Source organism: Thioalkalivibrio sp. ALE30 (assembly GCF_000377465.1).
Taxonomy (GTDB): Bacteria; Pseudomonadota; Gammaproteobacteria; order Ectothiorhodospirales; family Ectothiorhodospiraceae; genus Thioalkalivibrio.
Genome location: NZ_KB898168.1, coordinates 599,175 through 625,831 on the forward strand (window position 1 = coordinate 599,175; position 26,657 = coordinate 625,831).

General features: G+C 65.3%; 20 protein-coding genes and 1 tRNA gene. 16 read left to right on the plus strand and 5 right to left on the minus strand.

Annotated elements, in window-relative coordinates; genetic code table 11:
* Window positions 1-32: 32 nt before the first annotated feature.
* Entirely contained in the window at window positions 33-386 is a 354-nt protein-coding gene (locus D107_RS0102725; RefSeq protein ID WP_026280728.1) for a metalloregulator ArsR/SmtB family transcription factor, read from the minus strand.
* 352 nt (window positions 387-738) lie between these two features.
* On the opposite strand from D107_RS0102725, the gene D107_RS0102730 reads away from it, so the two are divergent.
* A complete protein-coding gene (locus tag D107_RS0102730; RefSeq protein WP_018880719.1) occupies window positions 739-2,694 on the plus strand; it encodes a DEAD/DEAH box helicase in 1,956 nt (651 codons plus the stop codon).
* 86 nt (window positions 2,695-2,780) lie between these two features.
* Here D107_RS0102730 and D107_RS0102735 read toward each other — a convergent pair whose 3' ends face one another.
* Both D107_RS0102735 and D107_RS0102740 read right to left on the minus strand, forming a co-directional pair.
* Window positions 2,781-3,299 carry a DUF302 domain-containing protein gene (locus D107_RS0102735; protein ID WP_018875348.1) on the minus strand — a complete coding sequence of 173 codons (519 nt, stop codon included), beginning with the start codon at window positions 3,297-3,299 and terminating at the stop codon, window positions 2,781-2,783.
* 159 nt (window positions 3,300-3,458) lie between these two features.
* On the minus strand, window positions 3,459-4,079 hold the full coding sequence (locus tag D107_RS0102740) for a methyltransferase domain-containing protein (protein ID WP_018877777.1): 621 nt from the start codon (window positions 4,077-4,079) through the stop codon (window positions 3,459-3,461).
* A gap of 72 nt (window positions 4,080-4,151) precedes the next feature.
* Here D107_RS0102740 and D107_RS0102745 point away from each other — a divergent pair, with 72 nt between their 5' ends.
* Together D107_RS0102745 and D107_RS0102750 are read left to right on the plus strand one after the other, a co-directional pair.
* Window positions 4,152-4,859, plus strand: a complete 708-nt coding sequence (locus D107_RS0102745) for an MBL fold metallo-hydrolase (protein ID WP_018875347.1) — start codon at window positions 4,152-4,154, stop codon at window positions 4,857-4,859.
* An 81-nt stretch (window positions 4,860-4,940) separates the two neighbouring features.
* Window positions 4,941-5,017, plus strand: a tRNA-Arg gene (locus D107_RS0102750).
* A 619-nt stretch (window positions 5,018-5,636) separates the two neighbouring features.
* On the opposite strand, the gene D107_RS0102755 is transcribed toward D107_RS0102750, so the two are convergent.
* A complete protein-coding gene (locus D107_RS0102755) occupies window positions 5,637-6,530 on the minus strand; it encodes a response regulator (protein WP_018880720.1) in 894 nt (297 codons plus the stop codon).
* 322 nt (window positions 6,531-6,852) lie between these two features.
* On the opposite strand from D107_RS0102755, the gene D107_RS0102760 reads away from it, so the two are divergent.
* From D107_RS0102760 to D107_RS0102775, 3 genes are all read left to right on the plus strand, one after another.
* Window positions 6,853-8,601, plus strand: a complete 1,749-nt coding sequence (locus D107_RS0102760) for an EAL domain-containing protein (RefSeq protein ID WP_018880721.1) — start codon at window positions 6,853-6,855, stop codon at window positions 8,599-8,601.
* The gene (locus D107_RS13265) at window positions 8,598-10,517 is read left to right on the plus strand and encodes an ATP-binding protein (protein WP_081619343.1); all 1,920 of its coding nucleotides are present in this window, start codon (window positions 8,598-8,600) and stop codon (window positions 10,515-10,517) included. Before D107_RS0102760 ends, D107_RS13265 begins: the two co-directional genes overlap by 4 nt.
* A gap of 379 nt (window positions 10,518-10,896) precedes the next feature.
* Window positions 10,897-12,654 carry an EAL domain-containing protein gene (locus D107_RS0102775; RefSeq protein WP_018880723.1) on the plus strand — a complete coding sequence of 586 codons (1,758 nt, stop codon included), beginning with the start codon at window positions 10,897-10,899 and terminating at the stop codon, window positions 12,652-12,654.
* A gap of 87 nt (window positions 12,655-12,741) precedes the next feature.
* Here D107_RS0102775 and D107_RS0102780 read toward each other — a convergent pair whose 3' ends face one another.
* Window positions 12,742-15,363 carry a PAS domain-containing sensor histidine kinase gene (locus D107_RS0102780; RefSeq protein WP_018880724.1) on the minus strand — a complete coding sequence of 874 codons (2,622 nt, stop codon included), beginning with the start codon at window positions 15,361-15,363 and terminating at the stop codon, window positions 12,742-12,744.
* Window positions 15,364-16,504: 1,141 nt separating this feature from the next.
* Between D107_RS0102780 and D107_RS0102785 the strand changes: the two genes are divergently transcribed.
* The 10 genes from D107_RS0102785 (at window position 16,505) to D107_RS0102830 (ending at window position 26,657) form a co-directional block, all read left to right on the plus strand.
* Window positions 16,505-18,187, plus strand: a complete 1,683-nt coding sequence (locus tag D107_RS0102785; protein ID WP_018880725.1) for an NADH-quinone oxidoreductase subunit L — start codon at window positions 16,505-16,507, stop codon at window positions 18,185-18,187.
* Between the two features lies 1 nt (window position 18,188).
* Complete coding sequence (locus tag D107_RS0102790) at window positions 18,189-18,938, plus strand: hypothetical protein (RefSeq protein WP_018880726.1); 750 nt, start codon at window positions 18,189-18,191, stop codon at window positions 18,936-18,938.
* Window positions 18,935-22,072 carry a DUF2309 domain-containing protein gene (locus D107_RS0102795; RefSeq protein WP_018880727.1) on the plus strand — a complete coding sequence of 1,046 codons (3,138 nt, stop codon included), beginning with the start codon at window positions 18,935-18,937 and terminating at the stop codon, window positions 22,070-22,072. Before D107_RS0102790 ends, D107_RS0102795 begins: the two co-directional genes overlap by 4 nt.
* Window positions 22,069-22,395, plus strand: a complete 327-nt coding sequence (locus D107_RS0102800) for a P-II family nitrogen regulator (protein WP_018867364.1) — start codon at window positions 22,069-22,071, stop codon at window positions 22,393-22,395. Before D107_RS0102795 ends, D107_RS0102800 begins: the two co-directional genes overlap by 4 nt.
* A gap of 165 nt (window positions 22,396-22,560) precedes the next feature.
* On the plus strand, window positions 22,561-22,881 hold the full coding sequence (locus D107_RS0102805; RefSeq protein ID WP_018867363.1) for a rhodanese-like domain-containing protein: 321 nt from the start codon (window positions 22,561-22,563) through the stop codon (window positions 22,879-22,881).
* A gap of 22 nt (window positions 22,882-22,903) precedes the next feature.
* Window positions 22,904-23,638: a glycosyltransferase gene (locus D107_RS0102810; RefSeq protein WP_018880728.1), complete on the plus strand. Its 735-nt coding sequence runs from the start codon at window positions 22,904-22,906 to the stop codon at window positions 23,636-23,638.
* An 84-nt stretch (window positions 23,639-23,722) separates the two neighbouring features.
* The gene (gene dapC, locus D107_RS0102815) at window positions 23,723-24,928 is read left to right on the plus strand and encodes a succinyldiaminopimelate transaminase (protein WP_018880729.1); all 1,206 of its coding nucleotides are present in this window, start codon (window positions 23,723-23,725) and stop codon (window positions 24,926-24,928) included.
* Window positions 24,929-24,948: 20 nt separating this feature from the next.
* Window positions 24,949-25,770 (plus strand): 2,3,4,5-tetrahydropyridine-2,6-dicarboxylate N-succinyltransferase, encoded by an 822-nt coding sequence (dapD, locus tag D107_RS0102820; protein ID WP_018867360.1) that lies wholly within the window; start codon window positions 24,949-24,951, stop codon window positions 25,768-25,770.
* Window positions 25,763-26,116 (plus strand): arsenate reductase, encoded by a 354-nt coding sequence (locus D107_RS0102825; RefSeq protein WP_018867359.1) that lies wholly within the window; start codon window positions 25,763-25,765, stop codon window positions 26,114-26,116. The genes dapD and D107_RS0102825 overlap by 8 nt, the downstream gene beginning before the upstream one ends.
* Before the next feature lie 13 nt (window positions 26,117-26,129).
* Entirely contained in the window at window positions 26,130-26,657 is a 528-nt protein-coding gene (locus tag D107_RS0102830) for a DUF2062 domain-containing protein (RefSeq protein WP_018880730.1), read from the plus strand.

Sequence of the window (26,657 nt, forward strand, 5' to 3'; positions counted from 1 at the left end):
GCGTCATGCCGCTTGTTCGGGCGGTGCGCTGATCAAGCCGAGTCGAGGAACTCGGCACGGCTGGGCGCGGTAGCCAGGCGCACCCGGTCCCCCGCATAGGGCTCCGCTCCCGCCGCCGCGCGTTCGGCGGCCTGCAGGGTCGCGCCCGCCCACTCCGGCAAATCGGACGCAATCCGGTAATAGATCCAGTTGCTCTCCCGCCGCGTCCGCACCACCTTGTGCTGACGCAAGGCCGCCAGGTGACGCGACACCTTCGGCTGGGACATCTCCAGAGAATGCGTCAGCTCGCACACACACAGTTCCCCTTCCGCCTGCATCAGCAACAGCGACCGCAGCCGTGTCTCGTCCGCCAGCAGGTTGAACAAATCCGTTGGTTTAAGCGACATATTGCATCCAGCAAATCAGGGTTGGCGAACTATATCCCGACCACGCAGGTTGGGCAATTCGACCGAGCAAGCCATATGCGGCCCCACCGGTAAGACGCAGCGAGCCCATTGGATATTTCGGCGGCGCCCGAAAACGATTCGGTCCGCCCGCGCGCCTGGCCTCCAAACGAGGGACGATCAGCATCACGTTCGATCTCGTCCCCGCCCAGGAACGACTGCCAGGCAGGGACGCCCCCAAGAAAGTCCCGAAGTTTTCGCTTGTTAGGGCTTCGATTCGTGTATGATGCCGGGTTGGCAGTTGCCATCCGATTTTCGCCGGGCCTTTGTTTCCGGCCTGTGTGAGTACCCCCCAATGTCCGATTCCCCCTCCTTCTCCCAGCTCGGGCTTTCCGAGTCGCTGGTTCGTGCCCTGTCGAATATGGGCTTCACCACCCCGACCCCGGTTCAGGCCGCCTGTATCCCTGCATTGCTGGAAGGCCGCGACGTCCTGGGCGAGGCCCAGACCGGCACTGGCAAGACCGGCGCCTTCGGCCTGCCGCTGATCGACCTGATTGACGCCGGCGAGCGCGTGCCCCAGGCACTGGTGCTGGCCCCGACCCGCGAACTGGCCAATCAGGTCGCGGGCGCGCTGACCGAATTCGCCTCCGGGTTCGACGGCATCGACGTGCTGCCCGTCTACGGCGGTCAGCCGATGGGCGAGCAGCTGCGCGCCCTGCGCAAGGGCCCGCAAATCGTGGTCGGCACCCCTGGCCGCGTGGTGGACCACATCAAGCGGGGCACGCTGAGCCTGGAGGCCCTGCGGGTCGTGGTGCTGGACGAGGCCGACGAGATGCTGCGCATGGGCTTTGTCGAAGAGATCGAGTGGATCCTGGAGCAGACCCCGGAAGCGCGTCAGACGACCCTGTTCTCGGCCACCATGCCGGGTCCGATTCGTCGTATCGCGCATCGCCATATGCGCGAGCCGGAAGAGATCAAGATTGGTGCCGGCAACGAGGCCGGCACCGATATCGACCAGAGCTACTGCCTGGTCGACGCCCGCCACAAGCTGGAGGCCCTGACCCGGCTGATGGAAACCGAAGAAGACCTGGATGGCGCGGTGGTCTTCGCCCGCACCAAGGCCTCCACGGTGGAGATCGCCGACGCCCTCGGCCTCGCCGGCATCAAGGCCTCGGCCCTGAATGGCGACATGGAACAGGGCGAACGGGAGCGCGTCGTCAGCGACCTGCGCGACGGCCGCCTGGACGTGATCGTTGCGACCGATGTCGCCGCCCGCGGCATCGATGTGCCGCGCATCAGCCACGTCTTCAACTTCGATGCCCCCGGCGATGCCGAGGTCTATGTGCACCGCATTGGCCGTACCGGCCGTGCCGGGCGCAAGGGCCGCGCGATCCTGTTCCTGGAGCCGCGCAAGCGCCGCATGCTCAAGGACATCGAACGCCTGACCGGCAAGCCGGTCCGCGAGCAGGCGCTTCCCGATCGCCAGGCCGTGCAGGCCCGTCGCGAGGCGCGTTTCGCGGAACAAGTCCAGGCCCTGCTGGGCAGTGAACAGGCCAGCGCGCACGACGCCCTGGTCGAGCGCCTGCTGGCCGACGGCACGGTATCCGAACGCGACCTGGCCCTGGCCCTGGTCGCCCTCGCCACCGCCGACAGCCCGCTGGATGCCAACGCCCGTCAGGGTACGGACCCGCTGCTGGCCGCCGCCCGCGCGCCCCATACCGACCGCGGCAACAGTCGTCGCGACGCGAAGCCCCGAGGCGAGCGCCCCTCACGCGGCAAGGATCGCGAGCCGGAAGCGGATATGGTGCGCTACTACATGCCCGTGGGCCGCAACAACGGTGTGGCACCGGGCGCCATCGTCGGCGCACTCGCCAATGAGGGCGGGCTGAACGGCCGCGACATCGGCCGCATCGGGCTGCGCGACGACCACAGCCATGTCGATCTACCGGCCTCGCTGGACGAGGCTGCCATTCGCCGCCTGGGCAACATCCACGTCGCGAATCGCAAGCTGGAGCTGACCCGCCAGGCGCCCCGCCCCGGCCAGTCGGCCCACCAGGACGACGCACGGCCCGCCCCCGCGCGCAAGCCCGGCAAATCCCGCGATGAGCGGTCCGAGCCGGCGGCCCGGAAGTCGCGGCCCATGGGCAAGCCGGCACCCGCCAAGCGCGGCCCGGCCCCGGCCAACCGCAAGCGCCCGGCCTATGCGGCGCCGGGCAAACGCCCCGCCGGCAAGGGCACGGGGTCCCCGAAGGCCTCCGGTCCGCGCGCGGACGGCACGCTGATGATCAAGCGCAAGGTCGCGAACGGCTAACCCGCCCCAACCCGCGAAGACGACGGCTGGCTCAGGCCAGAAGCCCGCGACACCTCTGGATGCCGCGGGCTTTCTCGTTCAGGGCTTCAGAAATCGCCGGTACGGCCCGCCTCGACGATGCTGTAGATCGTGTCGCGGACCTCGCGCGCGGTCGCCTCGAGGTCCTCGGGCAGGTCCGTCGCGTGCAGCATCATGTCCATGTTGGTGGTCACGATCCAGCCCTGCCCCTCGTCGTCCTCCACCACGGCGATCCGGCAAGGCAGAAAGCTGGCGAAGATGATGTCGTGCTGCACCATCTGATTGGCAATCAGCGCATCACAGAAGGCCAGGATGCGCATGTAGTTGCCCTCGCCCCCCATCGCCCGCACCTGCTCGGACAGCGGCAGATCCGCGACCTCCTGGAAATTGCGCAGGTTGGCCCGCAGCTTCATCGACTCGATAGCGTCATCAATGCTTACGCCATCCTCGATGCGCACCAGCTCCACGCTGTGTCGAACCATCTGCTGCAGGGTCTCGCGATCCAGCTCCTCCACATCGGTGGAATCCGACGCAGCCAGAGGCAACGGCAGCAGCATCAACAGCAACACCAGCATCCAGACTTTCATCGCGCTCTCCTGATTCGGGTGGACGGAAGGGTTCGCCGGCCGGGGCGGCATGTGAATCCTTCCTTACCGAAATCTAGATCATGCTGGCGCGCTTCACCCGCTCTCCCGCACTGGACGACGGGAGATACCCCGCGATCAAAGCAATCTGCCCCGCCTGCACTAACGCCGGATCAGGCGGTGCAGAAGCTCGTACTTGCCGTTGGTGTGATCGGTGCGACCCGCCTCGTCACGCCAGTCCCAGCGATCCGCCGGAAACAGTTCCCACATGGCCGGCAGCGCGCAATGGAAGGGCGGCCCACCCTCCCGGCCGGTCTGCATGAAGCACGCAAACAGCTCACCGCCCGGGCGCAACCAGGCGTGCAGCTGGCGTTCATAGGCCGGCCACTGAGCGGGCGGCAGGGCACACAGGGAGGTTTGCTCGTAAACCCCGTCTACCGGTGCCTCCGGCCGCCAGGACAGCATATCGGCCTGAACCACATCGGCTTCCAGGCCGGCATGGTCCAGATCGCTCCGCAGCTGTTCGACGGGCGTTGGCGCCACGTCCAGTCCAATCACGCGAAAGCCCCGTGCCGCCAGGGTCGGGACTTCGTGGCCAAACCCGCAGCCGGGCACCACGATACGGGCCCCCGGCTTCAGGGCGGTGCGTTGCAACCATTGCTCCAGCGAGGGGCTGGGCCCACCGCGATCCCAGCGGGTCGAGCCCGCCTGATAGCGGGCCTCCCAGTCCGCCTCCGCATCGACGGAAGCGGAATCGGCAGGGGAACTTTCGGAATTTGGCATCGGACTCCTTCTCGGCACAGGATAGGAACCCGATAGACCATACCAAAGCGCCAACGACTCACGGAGAGCCCGATGGACCGGAACCAACTGCCCTACCGCATCCACCGCCAGGAACTCGGCCCCATGGAGAACTTCGTCTACCTGATCGAGGATCGCGCCAGTCACCGCGGCGCCGTGGTCGACCCCGCCTGGGAGCCCGAGGCGATCATCCGTCAGGCACGGGAGAACGACGTCGAGATCTCCGACATCCTGCTGACTCACAGCCATCACGATCACATCAACGGCGTCGAGGCCATCCTGGAGCAATACCCGAATGCCCGGCTACACCTGCTCAAGCCGGAGGCCGAATTTTGGGGCAAGCAACTGGAACGCCCGGAGCTGCACCACGGCGGCGATGCGATGCGCCTGGGCGATACCGAGATCCGCTTCCTGCATACGCCCGGCCACACGCCCGGCTCTGCCTGCTTTCACATGCCCGCGGGCGACGACCTCATCACCGGGGACACCCTGTTCGTCTTCGGCTGCGGTCGCTGCGACCTGGCCGGCGGCGACCCGGAACAGATGTTCCATACCCTGAACGGGCTGCGTGAAGGCCTGCCGGCGCATACCTGCATCCACCCGGGCCACAACTACGCCGACAAAGCCGAATCCACACTGGAAGAACAGGACGCCGGCAACCCCTTCCTGCACTTCCACGACAAGGACGACTTCGTCCACTACCGCATGGTCGAGCACGACCGCGTACGCAGCACGCCCTACCACCCCATCCCCCGGAGCTGAGACGGGCCGAAAAACAAAGAATCCGTCCCGATGGCTTGCATCCCCCGGGACCAATCGCGATAATGCGCGCCTTCAGACGATGCGCCCGTAGCTCAGCTGGATAGAGTACCTGGCTACGAACCAGGTGGTCGGAGGTTCGAATCCTTCCGGGCGCGCCATATTCCAGAGAGAAGGCACCCACGTTCGGGTGCCTTTTTTCGTTTGGGCCAGCACAAAGGATTCGAACCTCCGTCGACAATCCGGTTCGATCCCGAGCGCAGCGAGGAACGTGTCGGCCCACGGCCGACACCCGGAAGGGCAAGACGCGCAGCGTCGCCGCTATCCTTCCGGGCGCGCCATATTCCAGAGAAAAGGCACCCACAGCCGGGTGCCTTTTTTCGTTTGGGCCAGCACAAAGGATTCGAACTTCCGTTCAACAATACGGTTCGATCCCGAGCGCAGCGAGGAACGTGTCGGCCCACGGCCGACACCCGGAAGGGCAAGACGCGCAGCGCCGCCGCTATCCTTTCGGGCGCGCCATATTCCAGAGAAAGGGATCAGTGACTTACAGTCGCTGGTCCCTTTTTCTTTTGTGGCTTCGGAAGTCCTGAGGCCAATTCTGTGACCAACCTGTGCCACAACGCGCCATAGGCCCCTATTCCGCGCACCTCATATCCGAGAGAAAAGGCACCCACGTTCGGGTACTTTTTTCATTTACCGCACAACGGATTCGAATCTGGACCAGACAACCCGGTCCGCCCCCCACTCCACCAGCTACATTACGGCCCGCACGAAGCGTCAAAGTGATGCCAGGTAGGCACGCATCGACTTCAGACCCTGGTCGGTCAGGGATACCCTGAGTCGGCGCCGGTCGCCGGGATCCTGGTGGCGCATCGTCAGCCCAAGGCGCTCGAGCGTTTCCAGGTAGCGCGAAGTTGTCGTCAAAGGTACACGGGCGCCCACGGCCAAGCTGGAGACATACGTCGCATGTCCCGTCAGGTGGTTGTGCATCAGATCCAACAGCATGTCCCAGGCAGGATCGGAAAACAGATCGGCGGGAAAATACTGCAGCCGGCGATGTTGATGCTCGAGCACCTGACTGACTCGCTCCAGCATCTCTTCATTCGCGAGGTGCCCACCCTCCGATACCGAGGCATCGCCTTCATCGCCGTGACCTGCCGCGCCGTACGCCTTCAGCTGCCGGTCCATGTCGAGCATTTGTTTGCGCAACTGCTCCATCGCCGACGAGACATTCTCGACAAATCCACTTCTCTCGCGGTCTTCACGGGCCCTCCGGATCGCACGACCGACCGCTGCGTTCAGGTCTGCACTGCTGACGGGCTTGCTGAGCACATCGTCCACATCGTGACGCAGGGCCGTCACTGCGGAATCGGTATCCAGGTAGCCACTCATCACGATGATGCGTGGGCGCGCCCCTTCTTTGGCGGTGTCCCTAATTGCGCGGATCAGCGCGAATCCATCCATCTCCGGCATCCGAAGATCGACGACGACGACCAGAATCCCGTGGTGCCCTTGCAACCAGCGCAGGGCGTCGCGGCCATTCCTTGCCGACACGCAAGGGACATCCGTAAGCGCGAGGCACCCCAGGAGCTCTTCGAGCACATCGGGGTCATCGTCGACGAGAAGCGCGACAGGCTCCGAAGCCGCTTCGGATGGAGGGGTCGTATTCATTCAGGGCAATCAACCGTGGCCAGTTCTGGACATTGGAATCTGGGAGTCTAATCCACCATCCAGGTTTCCACCCGTCAAAGCGACATCTTTCATTCTGGGAGGACCCGCATGAGTCCTGGCCCATGGCCACCGAGGGTCGCATTCCGTGCACGCAGCGGGGGACGCCAGGCCCCGCGGCGCCCCCTTCGAAAGGGTGTAAGCGGCCGGCTTCCACAAAGGCACCATTTTGGCGGAAGTTACTCACTCAGCGGCTTCCCCGCGGTGGGCACTTGAGTATGCTGAACCCGCAGAGATATACGCATCGAAAGCCCCGGAGAGCCGCATGACGCTACTGGACACCTCGCATCCTGCCACTGTGCCCAGGGCGCCCCTCATGCTGGTGGTGGACGACGTCCGAGAAATTCGGGATGAGCTGGTGGAGAGCGCCTGCCAGCACGGGATCGCCGCCCATGGTGCCTCGGGCCTCGCCGAGGCAAGACGCCGTCTCCGCGCAATGCACTACGACCTGATTCTGCTCGATCTGAAACTCCCGGAAGGCGATGGGCTCGATCTCCTGACTGAGCTCAGACGCATGGGACCGGCAGCACCGGCCGTGGCGTTTCTGTCGGGCCTGAACGAGGACATCCTGAATGCCGCAGGCGATGTCGCCTGGGAACTCGGGCTCGACGTCCTCGGCTCGCTCGGCAAGCCAGTCCGGCGTACATCCCTGCTGGATCTATTTCAGCGGCTGGAAAATCAACCCTCCACTCGTCCCCGAGACGAGCTTGCTGCCACCATTGGCCGGCAGGAACTCTCCGAACGCCTCGCACAGGGGCAGCTCAACCCGTATCTTCAGCCCCAGTACTGCCTTCGCAGCGGGAAGCTGCTGGGGTTCGAGGCCCTGGCGCGACTGACCGACGACCAGCAAGGGAAAACCCTGAGGCCCGCCGCATTCGCCCCCTATCTGGACAACCCCGAGTTCGCGTGGCCCATGTTCTGGCAAATCTTCCGCCGCATCCTGAGTCAGGCGCCCGCCCTGCGAGAATGCTTTGGCGACCAGCTGCGGCTCTCCATCAACGCCGGGGCCGAAATCTTCGGTGATCCCCGCTTCCCGGGCGATCTCGTGCGGGCGTGGACGGAGGCCGCCCTTCCCCCTCACGCGCTGATGATCGAACTCACCGAAAACGCGCCCTCGCTCAGCGCCTCACAGCGCATGGGCCTGGCCCAGGCACGAATCGCGGGTTTCGGAATCTCCCTGGACGACTTCGGCGCGGGCTCGGCCGGTCTCACGCGACTGGCTCAGCTGCCCCTCACCGAGGTCAAGGTCGACAGCTGGTTCATTCGCAATGCCACCAGTGACCGCCGCCGCCAGGCTCTGCTGCGGGATATCGCGATTCTCTGCAACCACCGCGCTATCGAGAGTGTTATCGAGGGCATCGAGGACCAGAACATGCTGCAGATGGCCCAGCGCTTCGGGTTCGCGGCAGCCCAGGGGTATCTGCTCGGCCACCCGATCCCCATCGAAGCCGCCACCCAGTGCGCAGCTTCCTGTCACGTACCCGCGCCCCCTTCCCCGGACGGGGATATACCCGACCGCCACGTTCGTGCGACAGACGTTGAGCTGGATGCGGGGCCGGTTTTTCCTGCGGCAGGAGTCAATCACACCGAAACGTCGCCCTGGTGCCTGATCGTCGATGACGACCGTGACATCCGCGAAGAGATGTCGGCGATCCTCACGGATGAAGGCATCACTTGCTGGCTGGCCTCCACCATCAGTGATGCCGAATGGCAGTTGGCCAACATCGACGATGTCGCCGTCATCTTCATCGACATCGACCTGCCCGACGGAAACGGCCTGCAACTCCTGCAGCATCCTGTCTTCATCGAACGCCAGGTCGCCCCCATTCCGGTCATCCTGACCAGCCATGGTCAGGAGATCCTGGACAAGCACGCGTTCGAACACGGCGCCGAGCACCTCGAGAAGCCCGCATCACGGGAAGCCATTCGCGACGCCTTTCGCCGCGCCTGCGCCCGCTCGCCGCTGCGCAAGGCCTGTCAATTCGTAGCCGCCATGGCACAGGCGGACGGATGAACACCCGCTTGCTACGCGCCGCCGCGTTTCTTGCACTGATCGCCACATTCGTGGTCCTGGCCATTCCGTGGTTCATGGATACGGTCGTCGGCGTATCGATTCCTTCAGGGAGTCCCTGGGCCGTATTGAGCGGACTCGGGGCCGGATTGGCGGCCGGCTGGCTGATCCGTTCTTTCGACGGAACCCTCGATCCCGCTGTACGCGACCCCAGCCAACACGATCCCGATTCCGACCCCGGTCGCCATGCTGCAGCGTTCGGGCCGCAACTGGAATGCCTGACCCAACTCCCCACCCCGGTCATTCTGTGGACGGGCCGGCTGCCGCAGCACGGTCGGCCAAAGTCGGCTTCCGTGAGCGAGGGCTATTTCTCCCTGACCGGGCGGAACGAACCTCCCGAAGACTGGTTCGGCGCCGCCATCGAAGAAGATGTTCCACGCATCGAACAGGCGCTCAAGGCCTTGCGCGACCAGGGCTGGTGTACTGTCGACTATCGCATCCGGCTTACCGACGGCTCGCTGCGCTGGATACACGAACGGCTCGCTGTATGCGACGGGGAGGCTGACGGGTCCCGCGCGATCACCGGGATTGCGCTGGATGTAACCGTCGCCCGGCCCAACGAGCAGCGCCTGCTCGAACACGCGCGCATGGCCACACTGGGGCAGACCGCGCAGGGCCTGACGCATGAGTTCAACCAGCCCCTTCAGGTCATTCAGCTTGCCGCCGAGAACGCGGAGGAATTCCTGAGGAAATCCTCGGGTGACGAGCCACAGTCCTATGTCCTTGCTCGCCTCGAACGCATCATGGAGCAGACCGACCGTGCAGCCGAACTCGTACGCCTGCTCAGGCTGTTCACCAGCGCCCCGGGAAGCCCCCAACCCGTCCGGGTAACGGATGCCGTCCAGCATGTCCTCAAGCTTATGGGGCAACAGCTGGAAACGCGTCACATCCGGGTCCAGTGCCAGTTTCAGGACCTTCCTCCCATCCAGACCGCACGCGGCGATCTCGAACAGGTTGTGGCGAACCTCGTGTCCAATGCGCGCGATGCGTTGGACGCGGTCGGCACCGCCGGGGGACGGAATGAGCCACGCACCATCTGGATTACCACGGCCCTCGAGGCCCTGAACGGCCGTTCAAGGGCCACCCTCGTGGTCCAGGATACCGGCTGCGGACTGCCCGACGTCCCGCACGCTCGGCTGTTCGACGCGTTCTACACCACCAAGGAGCAAGGGCGTGGCCTCGGACTGGGGCTCACACTGGTACAGGCGCTGGTTCAGGCCCGTGGAGGCAGTGTGGAACTCACCTCCACCGGCGGCGGCACCCGAGCCGTCGTGCGCCTGCCCCTGCCCCCCCGATTCACAAATCTGAAGAACCTTCCCGCCACCCTTCCCAACACCGAGGCACACAACACGATGGCCCTGCCCACCTGGCCCCGCCCACTGACCGATGATCCGGCCTGCATGACCCATCGCGCCCTCTTTCTGGACCGAATCGAACGCATCCTGCCGTGGGATACGCTGCTGCAACATCTGACCGATGTGGGTGTGGGCAACGATCCGTTTCCCGCCGGTTTGAACACCCACCTGCGGATCTATTGCCTGCAACGGTGGTTTTCCTATACCGATCCTGCGGTGGAAGAAGCCCTGTACGAGATCCCGTTGTTCCGAGCGTTCTGCGGCACGGAATCCTCGGTCGAGGGCCGCTGCATCGGGGAGTTCCGCACCCGCCTGGAAGCCCTCGGAGCCATCGAGGCACTGGACGCAGGTATCGAGCAGGCACTGAACGCCGAAGGCCTGACCCTCAAGCCCGGACGAGTCGAGGACCCCGTCCTTTTGCGCAACCCGATCGCGGCGGGTATCGACCCCGCACAATTGCCCCCGGACGCCGAGGGTTCGCCCAGGGCCATGGAGCAGCGCTGACGCCAGGTTCTTCCCCCCATACTGGAACAAAGATCGCTGGAGGATCGCGGGGGGCCACCTCAAGCTGGGAGCAAGTCGAGCATTCGCAGACACGGAGACTCGAGATGACCAGCCTTCGCAGGAGCAGACCCGCCACGAGCACCGCCTATAGCGCGTTCGGGCCGCAAGGACGTCAAAATCTGGGCCGTGGCCCCGCTCGGCCCCTGGGCCCCTCCCGCTCGCGCCAAGGCGGGCCACCAGACCCCGTCCGCGGGGAAATTGTTCCACTTCGGGTCGATCTTCCACCGAAGGGCACCGCGCAAGCGTTGGAGAACCGGGAATGAGCCCCTGGCTGCAACAAGTACGGCGTCTGCGCTACTGGAACCCGTCGCTCTCGGGGATGACCGACCTCGTTCATGCCCTGCGTCGCAACCCCAAAGAATCCGCCGCATTGGTGGCCCTGGTCTTCGTCAGCAGTCTCGCCTTTCTGTACGTCGATGCCAGCCAGCAGGGCACCTTCACGCTGTTCCTGTTCGCCCCCGTGATCCTTGCCGCCCTGGCGTTCGGAATCGTGGGGGGATTCCTGGCGGCGCTCTTCGCTGCCGGGCTCATCGCCCCGTATTCGGCCTGGTCGTTATCACCGGAGTACGCCTGGCTCTGGCTTGACTGGGGCATTCGCGCGATCTGGCTGGGCGTGATCGGGGTCCTGGTGGGAATGCTTTCCTGCGCGGTCTCCAATCTCGAGGGCCGCGTCAACAAACTGCGAGGGCTCGATCCGACCACCGGCGGTCCTGATTACGAATCCGCACAGAAACACGTCGAAGTCCTGTTGAGGAGCACGACCGGCCGCGACCAGTACGCAAACGTCACCGAGGTGCGGGTCGCCAATTTCAAGGGTCTGCAGCAGCGTTTTGGTACGCGACGCATGGACGAGGTCATGCAGGTCCTGGCCGAGCGCATTCGCCTTGTGATGCCGGCGGGCGCCTTCGTCAGCCGTTCGGCCCCGGACTCACTCTCGGTGGTGAACAGTTCGGACATACCCTGGAACCCAGCCGAACAGACACAACGCCTGCGCTCGGTGCGCGAAACCCCCTTCAATATTGACGGTCTGGAGGTTCATACCGAGCTGGTTTCCAGCACGGTCAGTGAGCGCATGGAACCGCGGGATCCCGGTCCGCGCGCTGCGGGCGGTACCGCACCCCCTGCCCCGGACATCAGCGACGCCGCGAGCCGGCTTCTGGCGCGCGCCCGCGATGCCCTGATGGCCGAACCGGAAGGGGACTACCATGGGGGAACCGGATCGTTTCAAGGTGACACCCAGCTACTGGGCGAAATTGCCAAGGCCATCGAGGACCAGGAGATCCAGGTGGTCTATCAACCCGTACTGGAACTGCGCAGCCGCAAATTCCTCAAGCTCGAGGCACTGCCCCGCTGGCATCACCCCATCCGGGGGCCAATCCCGCCCAACCGCTTCCTGCCCCTGATCGAACACGCGGGAATGATCCAGCACTTCGCCCGCTGGGTGGTGGAGGACATCGTGGAGCGGCTGTCCGAATGGAAAGCGAAGCAATGCGAGCCCGCCGTTTACCTCGATCTTCACCCTCACATGCTGCATGACCACACCTTCTTCGGAGAGGTCGCGCGACAGCTCCGAACGCATGACCTCTCCCTCGCGACGCTGGGCCTGCAGATTCACGAACGCCACGTGATGTCCCTCAAGGGTCGACAACTACGCTATTTGCGCCATCTTCGCGCCTCCGGGATGCGCTGCATCGTCGACAGCTTCCATGGCAAGCACGTCCCCCTTACCCATTTGCGCACGCTGCCGATTGATACCATCAAGCTCGACGCAAAGGCGCTGTGCTACTCCTCCGGGAAGCTGCATGACCCACGCTCGATACAGGCGATCGTACGCATGGCCCATGACCTGGGGCTGTCGGTCATCGCCAGCGGCCTCGAGAACCCCACGCAGGTGAGCGAATTCGTGCATCTGGGCTGCGATGAACTCCAGGGCTCACTCCTGGCCAAGCCAATCGAGCATGACCAGGTGGAGCACCTCATGGGTGCGTCCTATTCCCAGATCCAGCCCGCGACCAACGCGGAGGCGCTTTTAACCAACGAGGAAACGGATCTGGATCCGGCCTATACGTCCCAGTGACCCGAGCGAGCGGACCCCACCAGTGGGTATAGGCAAAGTCACCAGCCGCTCGATCGGGGCCACCTCCCCCTACGGGCCACTGACACGCTACCCGGATTGCGGGTGCAGGGCTTGATGAATCGCCGCCAATAACTGTCTCTTGCGGTACGGCTTGCGCAGCACCGGCGGCATGTCGGCATCGGTCGGGTCCAGCATGGGTTCGTCGCCCGTATAGCCCGAGGCCATCAGAATCGGGAGATCCGGCCGCACCTTTCGGGCCAGGGCTACGATATCGGCCCCCGAGAACTGCCCCGGCAGCACGACATCGCACAGGAGCAGGTCAATCTGGGCATCGCTGCGCAGGATATCCATCGCACTCTCGGCGTCTTCGGCGTCCCGTGTCTGGAATCCGGCGTCCCGCACGATGCTGGTTACAAGCTCCTGGATCTCCGGATGATCCTCCACAATCAGGATTACCTGCCCCCAGCCCTGCTCCAGGGCATTCGGGACGGGTGCGCCAGCCTGCTCGACCGGCTCGCTGGATGTGGGCAGGCGCAAGGTAAAGGTCGTCCCGAACCCCGCCTCCGATGCAACCTGGATCGATCCTCCCGACTGCTGGAGGAAGCCGAACACCATGCTAAGACCCAGCCCGCTACCCTCCGCTGTACCCTTGTTACTGAAAAACGGCTCGAAAATCCGGTCCAGATCATCCGGCGCGATCCCTGTGCCCGTATCGCGAACCGTGACCTCCAAAAAATCCGCATGGTCGTCGTCCGGGCCGGCCCGTCCTCCTGGACCCGAGGGCGCATTGCGCGTCCCGATCTCCAGCACGCCCCCTTCCGGCATGGCATCGGCGGCGTTGAAGGCCAGGTTCAACAACGTGCTTTCAAGCTGGCTTCGGTCCATGTGGACCGGACGCAATGATCCCTCCGGCGGCAGGATGACCAGTCGGCTTTTTTGCCCCAGAGAGGCCTCCAGGATCGGGCGCATCTCTTCAAGCAAGGCCAGGAAATCCAGCGTTTCGGGCATCAGCGTCTGGCGCCGGGCAAAAGCCAGCAAGCTCTGGGTGAGGTTGCGTCCACGTTCCGCGGCCTGCTCGATCACCCGCAGCAGCCGAGCCGGTTGCGGCTGATCGGACAGGCATTCTTCCAGACGGTCCACATTGCCCAGAATCACGGTCAGAAGATTGTTGAAATCATGCGCCAGCCCCCCCGTCAGATGCCCGGTTGCCTCCATGCGCTGCGCCTTCATCAACTCCTGCTCGAGCGCGCGCTTGGCGGTAATGTCGCGTTCGACGGAGACCCAGTGCGTGTACCAGCCCGTCTCGTCGGCCAGCGGCACGATATCCAACTCCAGCCACAGCTCCTCGCCGGCCTTGGTGTAGTTCAGGAGCTCCGCGCGCACCGGACGCCACTTCTCCAGGGCACGCCGAATGCGTTGCAGCTCCTTCGGCTGGGTACCCGGGCCCTGAAGCATTCTCGGCGTGTTGCCAACCGCTTCCTCTACCGTATAGCCCGTGCGCTGCTCGAAGGCCTTGTTGGCAAAGACGATTCGCGGACCCGGATGATCGATCGGCTCGGCTTCCGTGATCAGGACAACGTCGTTGATGCGCGAAACCGCCGCCTGCAGCAGCTTGAGCTCCTGCTGTTGCCGGCGCTCGTCGGTGACATCCAGCAGGTACACCGTCAGGCCACCCTCCAATGGATAGACCCGCACATCCAGACATACCCCCCGGGGATCGAAATGCGCCTGGAAGCTCACCGCCTCTCCGCGACGCATGGCGCGTCGAAACTGCACCCCGAACGCACTACTCGGTGAAAACCGCTCCTTGCCCCAGATGGATACGCGTTCTTCCGACTCACCGGACAGCTCAAGCAGACTTCGCGCCTTCCGATTCGCATAGGTCAGGCGGAATTCCCGATCGACCGTGAAAAAGGCATCCGTGATGCTCTCGACCGTCTCCTTCAGGCGCCGGTGCAATGCATGGGCCTCTTCACGCAATTGCCGCAGCGCCGATATCTCGATCGCCGACCCCAGCCAGCGCTGGACCGTTCCATCCTGAGACACTTGTGGAACTGCCTGCGCCAGGTGCCACACATATTCCCCATCCGCGCGGCGAAGCCGCACCTCGCGCAGGTAGGGCGTACCGGTTTCAACGCAATGGCCCCACTGCTCCAGCGTGGAGGCTCGGTCCGCCGGATGCAGGGAGTCGCGCCAGGCGCGCAGAAAGTCGTCCTTCGACGCGCCGGAAAAACGCGCGAACTGGGCCCCGATATAGTCGAGTTCACCATCGGGTCTCGCGGTCCAGACCTGGATGGGCATCACATCCGCGATCTGCTCGTAGCGCTCCCGTTCCTTGCGCAGTTGATCCAGCCGCTTGCGCTCCTCCTCAAATACGGACTGGTGATAGTAGAAGACGAACCAGACCGCCAGAACTGCTGCGGTGGCCCCAAACCGGTTCGCGACGACATACCCGGTAGAAAAGCCTTCAGGCGCAGCCGGCGACAGCGCGTACCCAATCCAGATAGCGGCTACCGCCAACACCGTCACCGCTGTTTGCAGGCGCCCTCCACCCGCATAGAAGGCCAAAACAATCAGAGGGACGTAGAGAAAACCGTGCGCGAATCCCAGTTGCGTGAATCGCTCGGCGACCAGAATCAGGGCCATGCCGACAAATACGACTGCGGTGACGGCCGGGCTTTGCGGCTCCGAGGGCTCGGTTCTGGTCATTGATGGTTTCCTGACGTTTTCGACTTCAATTACGCATAGCCGCAGTAACCCCCGGCCCTCATTCGTTTATCGGCCATAAGGTGAACACAAAGTATGGTTTCGGGCTACTTCGCCACCCTTTGACAGGGCCACTCGAGGCGTCCGGGACCGCGCAGATCGAGGTGAGAAGATGATTGAACTGCAGCGACTGAGAGCTTTTAGCGCGTGACGGGGACGTTGATCTGTTTCATGAGGCTCTTGCCCTGAGTGTGTACCCCTAGCCAGAAGGTCATCCGGGAGGAAAAGGCCTGTGCCAGTCCCCGTGACGGCGAACGCCCGATTGGCTCTAAGCGTAACGCGCCTCGTCGGCCCAAGTCGGCCTATCGCGTTATGCTTCGGGGACGGCGAACACTAGTAGTATCCGACACTTATGGGTTTTCGGTGCCATTTGGCGCCGCTCTAAATCCTCCTTAGCCTACGCGCACCAACGACCCTTGCTCTGGCTACGAACCAGGTCGGAGGTTCGAATCCTTCCGGGCGCGCCATATTCCTGAGAGAGGGCACCCACATTCGGGTGCCCTTTTTCGTTTGGACCAGCACAAAGGATTCGAACCTCCGTTCAACAATACGGTTCGACCCCGAGCGCAGCGAGGAACGTGTCAGCCCACAGCCGGCAGCCGGGAGGTCAACACGTACCGCGTCGCCGCCATCCTTTCGGGCGCGCCAGATTTCGGAGAAAGGGATCCGTGACTTACAGTCGCTGGTCCCTTTTTCGTTCTGGCTCAGGGCTCGTGCCACTCCTGTGACAAACCCGAATTACGCCAATTGGGCTCCTCGTGCCCGATTAGTACCTGGCTTCGCGAGTCATTCCGTTCCTTGTGTTCGTAGGAACGCCTTCGATCGTGCCCCTACAGCCAGCCCTCAGGTGCGGCGCAACGCATCTCCTTCTATATTTTCCACGGGCCAGCTCCCGGGAATGCGCCGTTTGCGCAATCATGCCCCCGACCCGTACTTTTAGCGTAGCAACCGGGTTTCGATGACGCCTCGGTAGTGCTCCCGGCGTTTTCCCAAGCTGGGCGCCGTGCAGGCCTCGGGCAGGACGCGATCGGAGGTGGACGACCCGCAACACGCGGGGCGTTACCCGAAAGAGCGGGGTGGGACAATGATGGAACTGCAGTGGCTGATCGCCCTGCTGCCCTTTCTGGCAGCACTGCTGGTGCACCTCCTGGCGGGCCGGCTGGGCCACCGGGTCGCGCACCTGAGCGTGGGGATCAACGTCATCGTCGTAGGGATCGCCGCGTTCCAGCTGGCGCTCTACATCACCGGCGACACCGGGCCGCAGTGGATGGGCCTGGCCAACGGCTGGGGCAGCCTGCAGCTGGACCCGCTCAGCGCCATCATGGCGCTGGTCGTGGCCGGGATCAGCCTGGTGGTGCACGTCTACTCGATCCGCTACATGTTCGAGGAGCCCGGGTACGCCCGCTTCTTCATGCTGCTGGACCTGATGACCGGATCCATCCTCCTGATGGTGATGGCCGGCGACCTGATCACCCTCCTGATCGGCTGGCACCTGATCGGGGTAGTCCTCTACTTCCTGCTTACGCACAACACCGAACCGCCGCGCGCGCAGCGCTACGCCTTCTGGACGTTCATCACCTACCGTCTGGGGGACCTGCCGCTGGTGCTGGCCACCGTGATCCTGTTCCAGGCCTACGGCGTACTCGACCTCCCCACCCTCTTCGACCGTATCGCCGAAAGCCCCGATGCCCGCACCGTCATGGGGCTGCCCGTCACCGGGACGGTGGCCTTCCTGGTAGCGCTGGCCGCCTTCGCGAAGTCGGCCCAGTTCCCGCTGCACACCTGGCTGCCCTACACCATGGAGGGGCCCACGCCCGTGTCGGCCCTGATGCATGCGGGGATCGTCAACGCCGGCGGCATCATCATCAACCGCTTCGCCCCGGTGTTTGTCCACAGTAGCGAGGTCCTCCATCTGCTCTTCATCGTGGGCCTGCTGACCGCCGTGATCGGCTCGCTGATGATGCTTTCGCAGAACGACATCAAGAAGTCGCTGGGCTACTCCACCATGGGGCAGATGGGCTTCATGGTGATGGAAACCGGTGCCGGCGCCTTCGCGCTGTCGATCTTTCATCTGATCGCCCACGGCCTGTTCAAGGGCACCCTGTTCCTCGGAGCCGGCAACGTGATCGGGGCCGCGCGCCGCCATGACGGGGTTCCCAACGAGCCTCTCTACGACTTCCTCGTGGAGCGCAAATCGGCCCCCGCACGCGTGCCCTGGTTCATCATCGGAGCGGTCACGCTGATCGTGCCGCTGGTGATCCTGGTCGGCGCACATGCCTGGGTTGCGGAGCGCTTCTTCCAGCAACAGGGCGCGATCGTGCTGTTGTTCTTCGGCTGGATCACCGGGGTCCAGGTGCTCTTCACCGCCCAGCGGCTCGATACCGAGAATCCGCTGCGCATGATGGCCCTGATCATCCTGTCCTTCGCCGTGATCGTGATCGGCTACGTCCTCGTGGGCCACACCTTCGAGGCCTTCCTCTATCCGGATGCCGCATTCCGTGACGCACTCTACTCGGCGGCGGGTATCGACAAGCTCACCTTCGATGTCCTGGTCGTCCTGCTGGCCGTGGTGTTCGTCCTCGGCTGGATCGGGGCCTATCTGAGCCGGACGCGCCAGCGCCCGATGGACAAGCTGCCGGCCGGCGCACGGCTGATGCAGTACTCGCTGCTGTCGCGCGAGCTTTATGTAGCCGACGTCCACGAACGTGTCACGGACCGGCTGCTGGCCCTGTCCAGACGCCTCAATATCTGGCTGAGGTGGCGCTGACATGTCGGTGTTTCTATTGATACTCTCCGCCTTCTTCCTGCCGCTTTTCCCGGCCACGATGCTGTTCACGCGGCTCGCCGTCAGCACCCAGCCTCTGCCGGTACGGCTCGCACTCGTCGTCGTCTGGCCCCAGATCGGGGTCGTCCTGATCCTCTGGGGCGAACTGGAGCCAGGTCCGATTCTCGCGACCTGGGCCGTGATGAGTGCGCTGTTCTACGCCTTCCGGATGCTGACCGTGCGCGAGGTCGGGCGCTGGAACGCCATGCTGGCCGTATCCGCCTGGCCCCTGGTCTGGCTCTACGCCCTGCAAACACCCGCGCCGGTTGATCTCGTCGCCGTGACGCTGGCACTGACCACCGCCCCTGTCCTGATGCTGGTGGTGCACGAAGCCCTCGTCGGACGCCTGGGAGCCGCCTACACGGGGCTCCACGGCGGTCTGGCACGCGATCTGCCGCGCCTCTCGGGGATCATTGTGGTGGCAACGCTCGCGGCAATGGCCCTGCCCTTGTTCCCCGGCTTCTTCGCCCTGCTGACCCTACTGGGCAGTGCGCCCGTCGGCTTCGCCATTGGCATCCTGCTGATCTGGCTGCTATGGAGCTGGGCGGGGGCCCGTCTGCTGCAGGGCACGGTATTCGGTCCGCGCAGCGGACCCGTGGCTGCCGATCTGACGGCCCCCCGCGCATGGGGCTTCGCCGGTCTCGTCGTGGCCCTGACAGGCGCCGGGCTCATCTGGACCGGAGGTGCGCTGTGACCCTTTCCCTCGGCCGCCAGCTGAAGATCCGCTCCATGGTGCACATGGCCGCCGAGCCGATCCCCAACTTCTGGCCCATGCGCACCTTCATCCACCACAACCCGTTGCACGGGCTGGAGGACCACCCCTTCCCCGAGGCGATCGAGCGTGGCCGGGCCCTGTTCCACGGGCGCGGCTTCCTGGCCCGCGCCGACTACCAGTGGCTGCTCGCCGATGGCCGCATCGACCCGGATGCGCTGGACACAGCGATCGACCGGGCGCTTGGTGGCTATCCAGCCCTGCAGGCCACCGGTGGCCACGCGCTGATCCATACCCTGCTCACGCGCTGTCGCGAACCGGCCCGTCGACCGTGCGTGCTGGCCGCGGCGGAGGACGTGGCGGCCATCCTCGCCGGCGGTGTTCCATCCGCGGGGGACGGCGTGGATGTGGAACGCATCGAGGACATCCTGCGCCGGGCGTTCCCGCCGGAGCGGCCGCTCTACGAGGCGCTGGACCACCTCTACGACACCCGCATCGCCGAGACCCTGGACGAGCTCCTGATCAAGACCTGCCTCGACTTCTTCGACGAGGGCCAGTCCGCCTGGCCCATGCCCGGGCGCGAACAGGGCCTGTTCGCCGCCTGGAGCCAGCTTGCACAGCGCAACCTGCGGCTGTTCCTGCGCGGCCTGCACATCAAGAAAATCCTGGATCAGAGCGACACCCCGGAGGGCATCATCGCCTTCGTCCTCGACGAACTCGGCATCCCCGAGCCGTCCTGGCCCGGGCTGATCGTGCGCGAACTCACCCATCTGCACGGCTGGGCCGGCTTTATCCGCTGGCGCGAACGGGCGCCTCGCTATCACTGGGCCCGCGAATATCCAGCGGACCTGGTCGACTTCCTGGCGATTCGCCTGGTGCTGGCACTGTCCCTGGTCCGCGAACACGCGCGGCGCCGTCGGATGCCACGCAACCGGTTCGAACTCGAGGCCCGGATTACCGAGCGCCCGGCGGAATCCTTCCTGCGCCACGAACTGTTCACCGGCGCCGTGCTGCCCACTCGGGCCGAGTCCGTCGAGGACGCAGTGGCGCGCGGTCGGCCGGCCGAAATCGCCCGGCTCATCGGGGCTTACATCCCCGAGAAGCGCCAGGCTGAAGCCGGGACCCAGTCACGTGCCCTCGAAGAACTGGCACAGCGCGCCGGCACACCGAATGCCTTCCGCGGGCTCTCGCCGGGATGCCTGGCCGAGGTGCTGACGGAACTGGAGGCATTCGAACGGCGCGAGGGCATGATCTGGCTGGAGGCCATGGAGACAACCTACCGCCGCGCGCTGCTGTCACGCCTTAACCCGACTCCCGCGCCACCCCGCGAAAAGCGCCCCTTTGCGCAGATGCTGTTTTGTATCGATGTGCGCTCGGAACGCATTCGCCGCCAGCTCGAGACGCTTGGCGACTACCAGACCTACGGGATCGCCGGATTCTTCGGTGTCCCGGTCAGCTTCATCGCGCTGGGCAAGGGTAGCGAGGATCACCTGTGTCCCGTACTGCTGACCCCGAAGAACCTGGTCCTCGAGGTGACGACCGGCGCCGAGAAACTGGAGACGGATCTGTATTCCTCGGCGGAACACCTGCTGCACGACCTGAAGCATTCGGTCCTGTCGCCCTACTTCACGGTCGAGGCCATTGGCCTGCTCTTCGGTTTCGACATGGTCGGCAAGACCCTCGCGCCGCGGCTCTACAATCGCTGGCGCCACCGCATCGAATCGGACAAGCCGTCCACCCGTTTGCTGGTCGACAAGCTCACCCGCGAACAGGCGGACTCGGTCGTTCGTGCGCTGCAGCGGGTCATCATCGTGGAGGCGATTCACAAGGAGTTTGGCATCGAGCGCGAATCGATCACCGACGCGATCATCCGCGAACTGCGCGAGGCGGCCCTGGGGCGCCACACGGGGCAGACCCACTTCGCGCAGGCTTTCGCCCTTGGCAAACGCGCCGAGGCGGATTTTATCCAGACCCTGCAACAGCGCTACCGCATCAATCGCTCGTATGCGCAGATGCAGCTCGAACGCCTCGGGCGCATCGGCTTCTCCCTCGACGAGCAGACCTACTTCGTCGCCCAGGCGCTGCGCTCCATCGGGCTCACTGAACACTTCTCCCGCTTCATCATCCTGACCGGGCACGGCAGCCAGTCGCACAACAATCCCTACGAGTCCGCCCTCGACTGCGGTGCCTGCGGCGGGAGTCACGGCCTCGTCAGTGCCCGCGTCCTGGCGCATATGGGCAACAAGCCGGAGGTTCGCCGGCGCCTGCGGCACGAGGGCATCCACATCCCGGACGATGCCTGGTTCCTGCCGGCATTCCACAACACGACCAGCGACGCGATCGAGTTGCACGACCTGGATCTGCTCCCGGCCAGTCATCTCGTCTACCTCGAGCGCCTGCGCAACGGGTTGCAGGCAGCGCGGCGCCGCACCGCCGCGGAGCGGCTGCAGACCCTGCCGCCGGAGGGCGGGCCGGAACTCGAGCCCATCCAGGCCGCGCGGATGGCCCAGCGCAACACGGTGGACTGGGCCCAGGTGCGGCCCGAATGGGGCCTGGCGCGCAACGCGGGCTTCATCATCGGGCGCCGCCACCTGACCGAGGGCAGCGACCTCGAGGGCCGTACCTTCCTGCACTCCTACGACTATCGCCTCGACCCGCGCGGGCGTCTGCTCGCGAATATCCTGACCGGCCCGCTGGTGGTCGCCCAGTGGATCAACATGGAGCACTACTTCTCCACGGTCGACAACGAACACTATGGCAGCGGCAGCAAGGTCTACCACAACGTGGCGTGCCGCCTCGGTGTCATCACCGGCAACCTCAGTGACCTGCGGACCGGCCTCCCCGCCCAGACCGTACTGCGCGACGGCCGGCCATACCATGACCCGATCCGCCTGCTGGCGGTCATCGAGGCGCCCTTTGAACAGGCCCGGGCGGCGATCAACGGCGTCGCCAAGGTCCGGAGCCTGGTCACCAACGGATGGATCCTGGTGGTGATCCTCGACCCCGAGACCCACCGGATCCATCGCTTCGCGGACGGCCAGTGGCTGGAAGAGCCGCTGCCCGGGGCCGCTCATGGACAAACCGATCCAACGGCTGCGGAGGAGACCCGCGCATGAACGACGTGAACCTGAATCCCCTCAAGAAGCTGGAGATCATTCTCGAGGGCGAACACCAGGCCTTTGCCACCGATCTGCTCGACCGGGCCGGCGTCAAGGGCTACACCATCATGGGCAACCTCTCGGGAAAGGGCAGCCAGGGCTTCCACGAAGGCCATCTGATGTTCAACGAGGACGACGTGCTGATCATGATCATCGCCGCCGTACCCGAGGAACTGGTCGAGCCGATCCTCGAGGGCTTCACCCCCTTCTTCAACCAGCACAGTGGCGTGATCTTCATCTCCGACATCCAGGTCAGCCGTCTGGTGAAATTCAAGGGCTGAAATCCGCCCCCGGGCGGCTGCGGTGCCCCCGGGAACACCTGCTGTTCGACAGCCGGGCTTGGCCGGTTCACAGGCAACATGCCAATCCCTGGCGTGCATCCCGCCTCTTGCAATGCGCCACTCCCGAGGCCAGCCTGAGTCACTCCCCAGTCACGGTTCACCACCATGCGCCAGATGTCCCCCCGGGAATTGCACGACTATCTCTCGCAGGCAAAGAGCCCGCCGAAGCTGCTGGATGTGCGCGAGCCCTGGGAATTCCGGCACTGCCACATCGAGGGCTCGCAACTGCTCCCGATGGGCCAGATCCCGACGGCGTACCAGGACCTGAATCCGGAGGACGAGATCGTGGTGATCTGTCACCACGGCGTCCGCAGCCAGCAAGTCTGCGGCTTTCTGCAGCGGGTCGGGTTCAACAACGTGATCAACCTGTCCGGCGGCATTGATGCCTGGGCACGCGAGGTCGATCCCCACATGGCGACCTATTGATCAGAGCTCCCCTGGCCGCTGCGTGAGACGCGCACCCACCCTGTCGGTCATCATCCCGGCCTGGAACGAGGCCGAATGGCTGCCACGAACCCTGGCGGCCGTTCAGGACGCCCTCTCGGCCGTCGATCGCCCCAGCGAGATCATCGTGGTGGACAACGCCTCCACGGACGCGACCCCGCAGATCGCGCAGCGCGCCGGCTGTCGTGTCGTCTTCGAGCCGGAACGCAGGATCAGCCGCGCCCGCAATGCCGGCGCCGAGGCGGCCACCGGGGACGACCTGCTGTTCGTGGACGCCGACACCTGGCCGGATCGCGACCTGCTGCAGGCCACCCTGAAGGCACTGGATAGCGGCCGCGTCTGCGGCGGCGGTGCCCGAGTAGATTTCGACCACCTGAATCACCACATCTACCGCTGGGGTGCCGGCGCCTGGAACGCGCTGGCGGCGCGCCTGAAGCTGGCCGCCGGCTGTTACGTCTTCTGTACCCGCGAGGCCTTCACCGCCGTCGGCGGTTTCAGCGAAGCTGTGTATGCCGGGGAAGAGGTCTTCCTGTCGCGCGCCCTGCGCCGCTGGGGCCGGGCACACGGCCAGCGCGTGGAAATCCTGGACACCCCCGTGTTGACCTCCGGGCGCAAGGCGGACTGGTTTCACCCCGGCCGTCACATCCTGGTGGTGCTGCAGGTCCTGCTGCTCCCCTGGAGCCTGCGCTCCCGCCGCCTCAGCTGGTTCTGGTATACCCGTCCGGGCAGTCGCGACTGAACGATCGCGGTGCCGTCGCCCCGTCGGGTTCGGTATACTGCGCGGTCTTTCGGTTCGCGCCCTGCAGAGGAACCCCCGGACGCCATGAATCCCCGCCTCGACCGGCTCCAGCCTTACCCGTTCGAACGCCTGCGGGCCCTGTTCGCGGACCTGCGCCAGCCGGAAGGGCTGGAGCCCATCGCGCTGTCGATCGGCGAACCACGCCATGCGCTTCCGGGTTTCGTCGAACCCGCCCTGCGCGACGCCGTACAGGGTTACAACCACTACCCCACCACGCGCGGCGAACCGGCCCTGCGCGAGACGATCGCCGCCTGGCTGCAACGCCGGTTCGACTTGGATACCGTGAAGCCCGAGCGCCAGGTGCTGCCGGTCAGCGGTACCCGCGAGGCCCTGTTCGCGATCGCCCAGGCCGTCGTCGCGGAGAAGCCCGGGGCGCGCGTGCTGATGCCGAATCCCTTCTACCAGATCTACGAGGGTGCGGCCCTGCTGGCCGGGGCAGAACCGGCCTTCTACGACCTGGCGCCGGAGAACGGCTATCTACCCGACTTCTCCACGATCGACGTCGCCACCTGGGATGCGGTGCAGCTCGTCTACATCTGCAACCCGGGCAACCCGGCCGGCGCCTGCATGTCCGAGGCGGCGATGCAGGACCTGATCCGTCTGGCCGAACGCCATGACTTCGTAATTGCGGCCGACGAGTGCTACTCCGAGATCTATCACCCGGAGGCCACCCCACCCGCCGGCCTGCTGGGTGCCGCGGCGCGTATGGGCAATACCGGGTTCGAGCGCTGCATCGTGTTCCACAGCCTGTCCAAGCGCTCCAACCTCCCGGGGCTGCGCTCCGGATTCGTGGCGGGCGATGCCGAGCTGCTGGACCGCTTCGCGCTGTACCGTACCTACCATGGCTGCACCCTGCCGCCGCCCACCCAGGCCGTTAGTCGCGTGGCCTGGGCGGACGAGGCCCATGTCGCGCACAATCGGGCCCTGTACGCGGAGAAGTTCGCGGCGGTCGTCCCGCGGCTACAGGCCATACTCGACGTCACCACACCGGCCGCCGGCTTTTACCTCTGGCCACGGGTTCCCGAAGGCGACGACGAGGCCTTTGCCCGCCGCCTGTACGCCGAGGCCGGAGTGACGGTGCTGCCCGGGCGCTACCTCTCGCGCAGCGACCCGACCTCCGGGCACAACCCCGGTGCCGGGCATGTCCGCATGGCCCTGGTCGCCGAGCCGGCCGCCTGTGTCGAGGCCGCCGAGCGCATTGCCAGCCTGTATGAATCCATTACCTATTAATACGTTGCAAGGAAAACCTGATGTCCGATATCCAGAGCACCATCGAAACCGCCTTTGAACGCCGCGCCGAGATCAACCCGCGCAACGTGGAGACCAATGTCCGCGATGCGGTGAACGAGGCGCTGGAGATGCTGGACACCGGCCGTGCCCGAGTCGCCGAGAAGAAGGGCGGCGAATGGGTGGTGAACGAATGGCTGAAGAAGGCCGTACTGCTGTCGTTCCGCATCTCGGAGAACGAGTTCATCAAGGGCGGCTTCACCAACTACTACGACAAGGTCCCGTCCAAGTACGCCGACACCTCCAGCCGTGACTTCCGCGAGGCCGGCGTGCGCGTCGTGCCGCCGGCCACCGCGCGCCGCGGGAGCTTCATCGCCCCCAACACGGTGCTGATGCCGTCCTACGTGAACATCGGTGCCTATGTGGATGAAGGCACGATGGTCGATACCTGGGCCACGGTCGGCTCCTGCGCCCAGATCGGCAAGAATGTGCATCTCTCCGGCGGCGTCGGGATCGGCGGCGTGCTGGAGCCGCTGCAGGCGGCCCCGACCATCATCGAAGACAACTGCTTCATCGGTGCCCGATCCGAGGTGGTCGAGGGCGTGATCGTCGAGGAAGGCGCGGTCATCTCCATGGGCGTGTATCTCGGCCAGTCCACCCGGATCTACGATCGCGAGAACGACGAGATCCTCTATGGCCGCGTACCGGCCGGCTCCGTGGTGGTCTCCGGCACCCTGCCCTCCAAGGACGGCAAGTACTCGCTGTACTGCGCGGTGATCGTGAAGCGCGTGGACGAGAAGACCAAGGCCAAGGTGGGTCTGAACGCCCTGCTGCGCGATGTCTGAGATCGCGCTCTTCGGGATCGCCAACTGCGATACCGTCCGCAAGGCTCGCCGGGCGCTGGACGCGGCCGGCGTGAGCGTTCGCTTCGTGGACGTTCGCAAGGACGGACTGGAGGAAGCCCGGGTGCGCGCCTGGGTCGAGGCGCTTGGCTGGGAGGCCCTGGTCAACCGGCGCGGCACGACCTGGCGCCAGCTTCCCGCCGAACAGCGCGACGGGCTGGACCGCGAACGCGCGATCGCCCTGATGCTCGAACACTCAGCCCTGATCAAGCGGCCGGTGATCGAACAGGGGGACGCGATCACGGTCGGCTGGACCCCCGACATCGCGGCCCGCTGGGGGGCTGCCTGAGGCCCTCGGCGGCATGCTGAGGCGGGCCGGCATTCGCTGGCGGGCGTTGCGCTGGCGCGCCCACCACTGGCTGGCCCGTCATCCCCGCCTGCACACGGGCCTGCATGCCGCCGGGAGCATGAAGAGCGGCCCGGAGGCCATGGCCCGCGGGGTCGCCATCGGGCTGTTCATTGGCCTGACGCCCACGGTCGGCTTTCAGACCGTATTGATGATCATCCTCTGCATCGCGCTGGCCGGGAATTTCCCGACGGCCTTCGTGGCCTCGTTCGTCAGCAACCCCCTGACCACCGCTCCCCTGTACTGGGGCTACCACTCGCTGGGCGAGGCAGTCTTTCGCTACATACCCCTTCTCGCCCACGACCCCGACGTCTGGTACCTGCAGGGGATCGGCGACGAGATCACCTTCACGTTGCTGGGCAGCCTGCTGATCGCGAGCCCCACCGCCATGGCCGGCTACTGGATCTCCCATCAACTTTCCGCCGCCTGGCAGCGCCACCGGGACCGGCGGCGCGCCGAGCGGGCCCGGCGCCGCGGCCCCTGA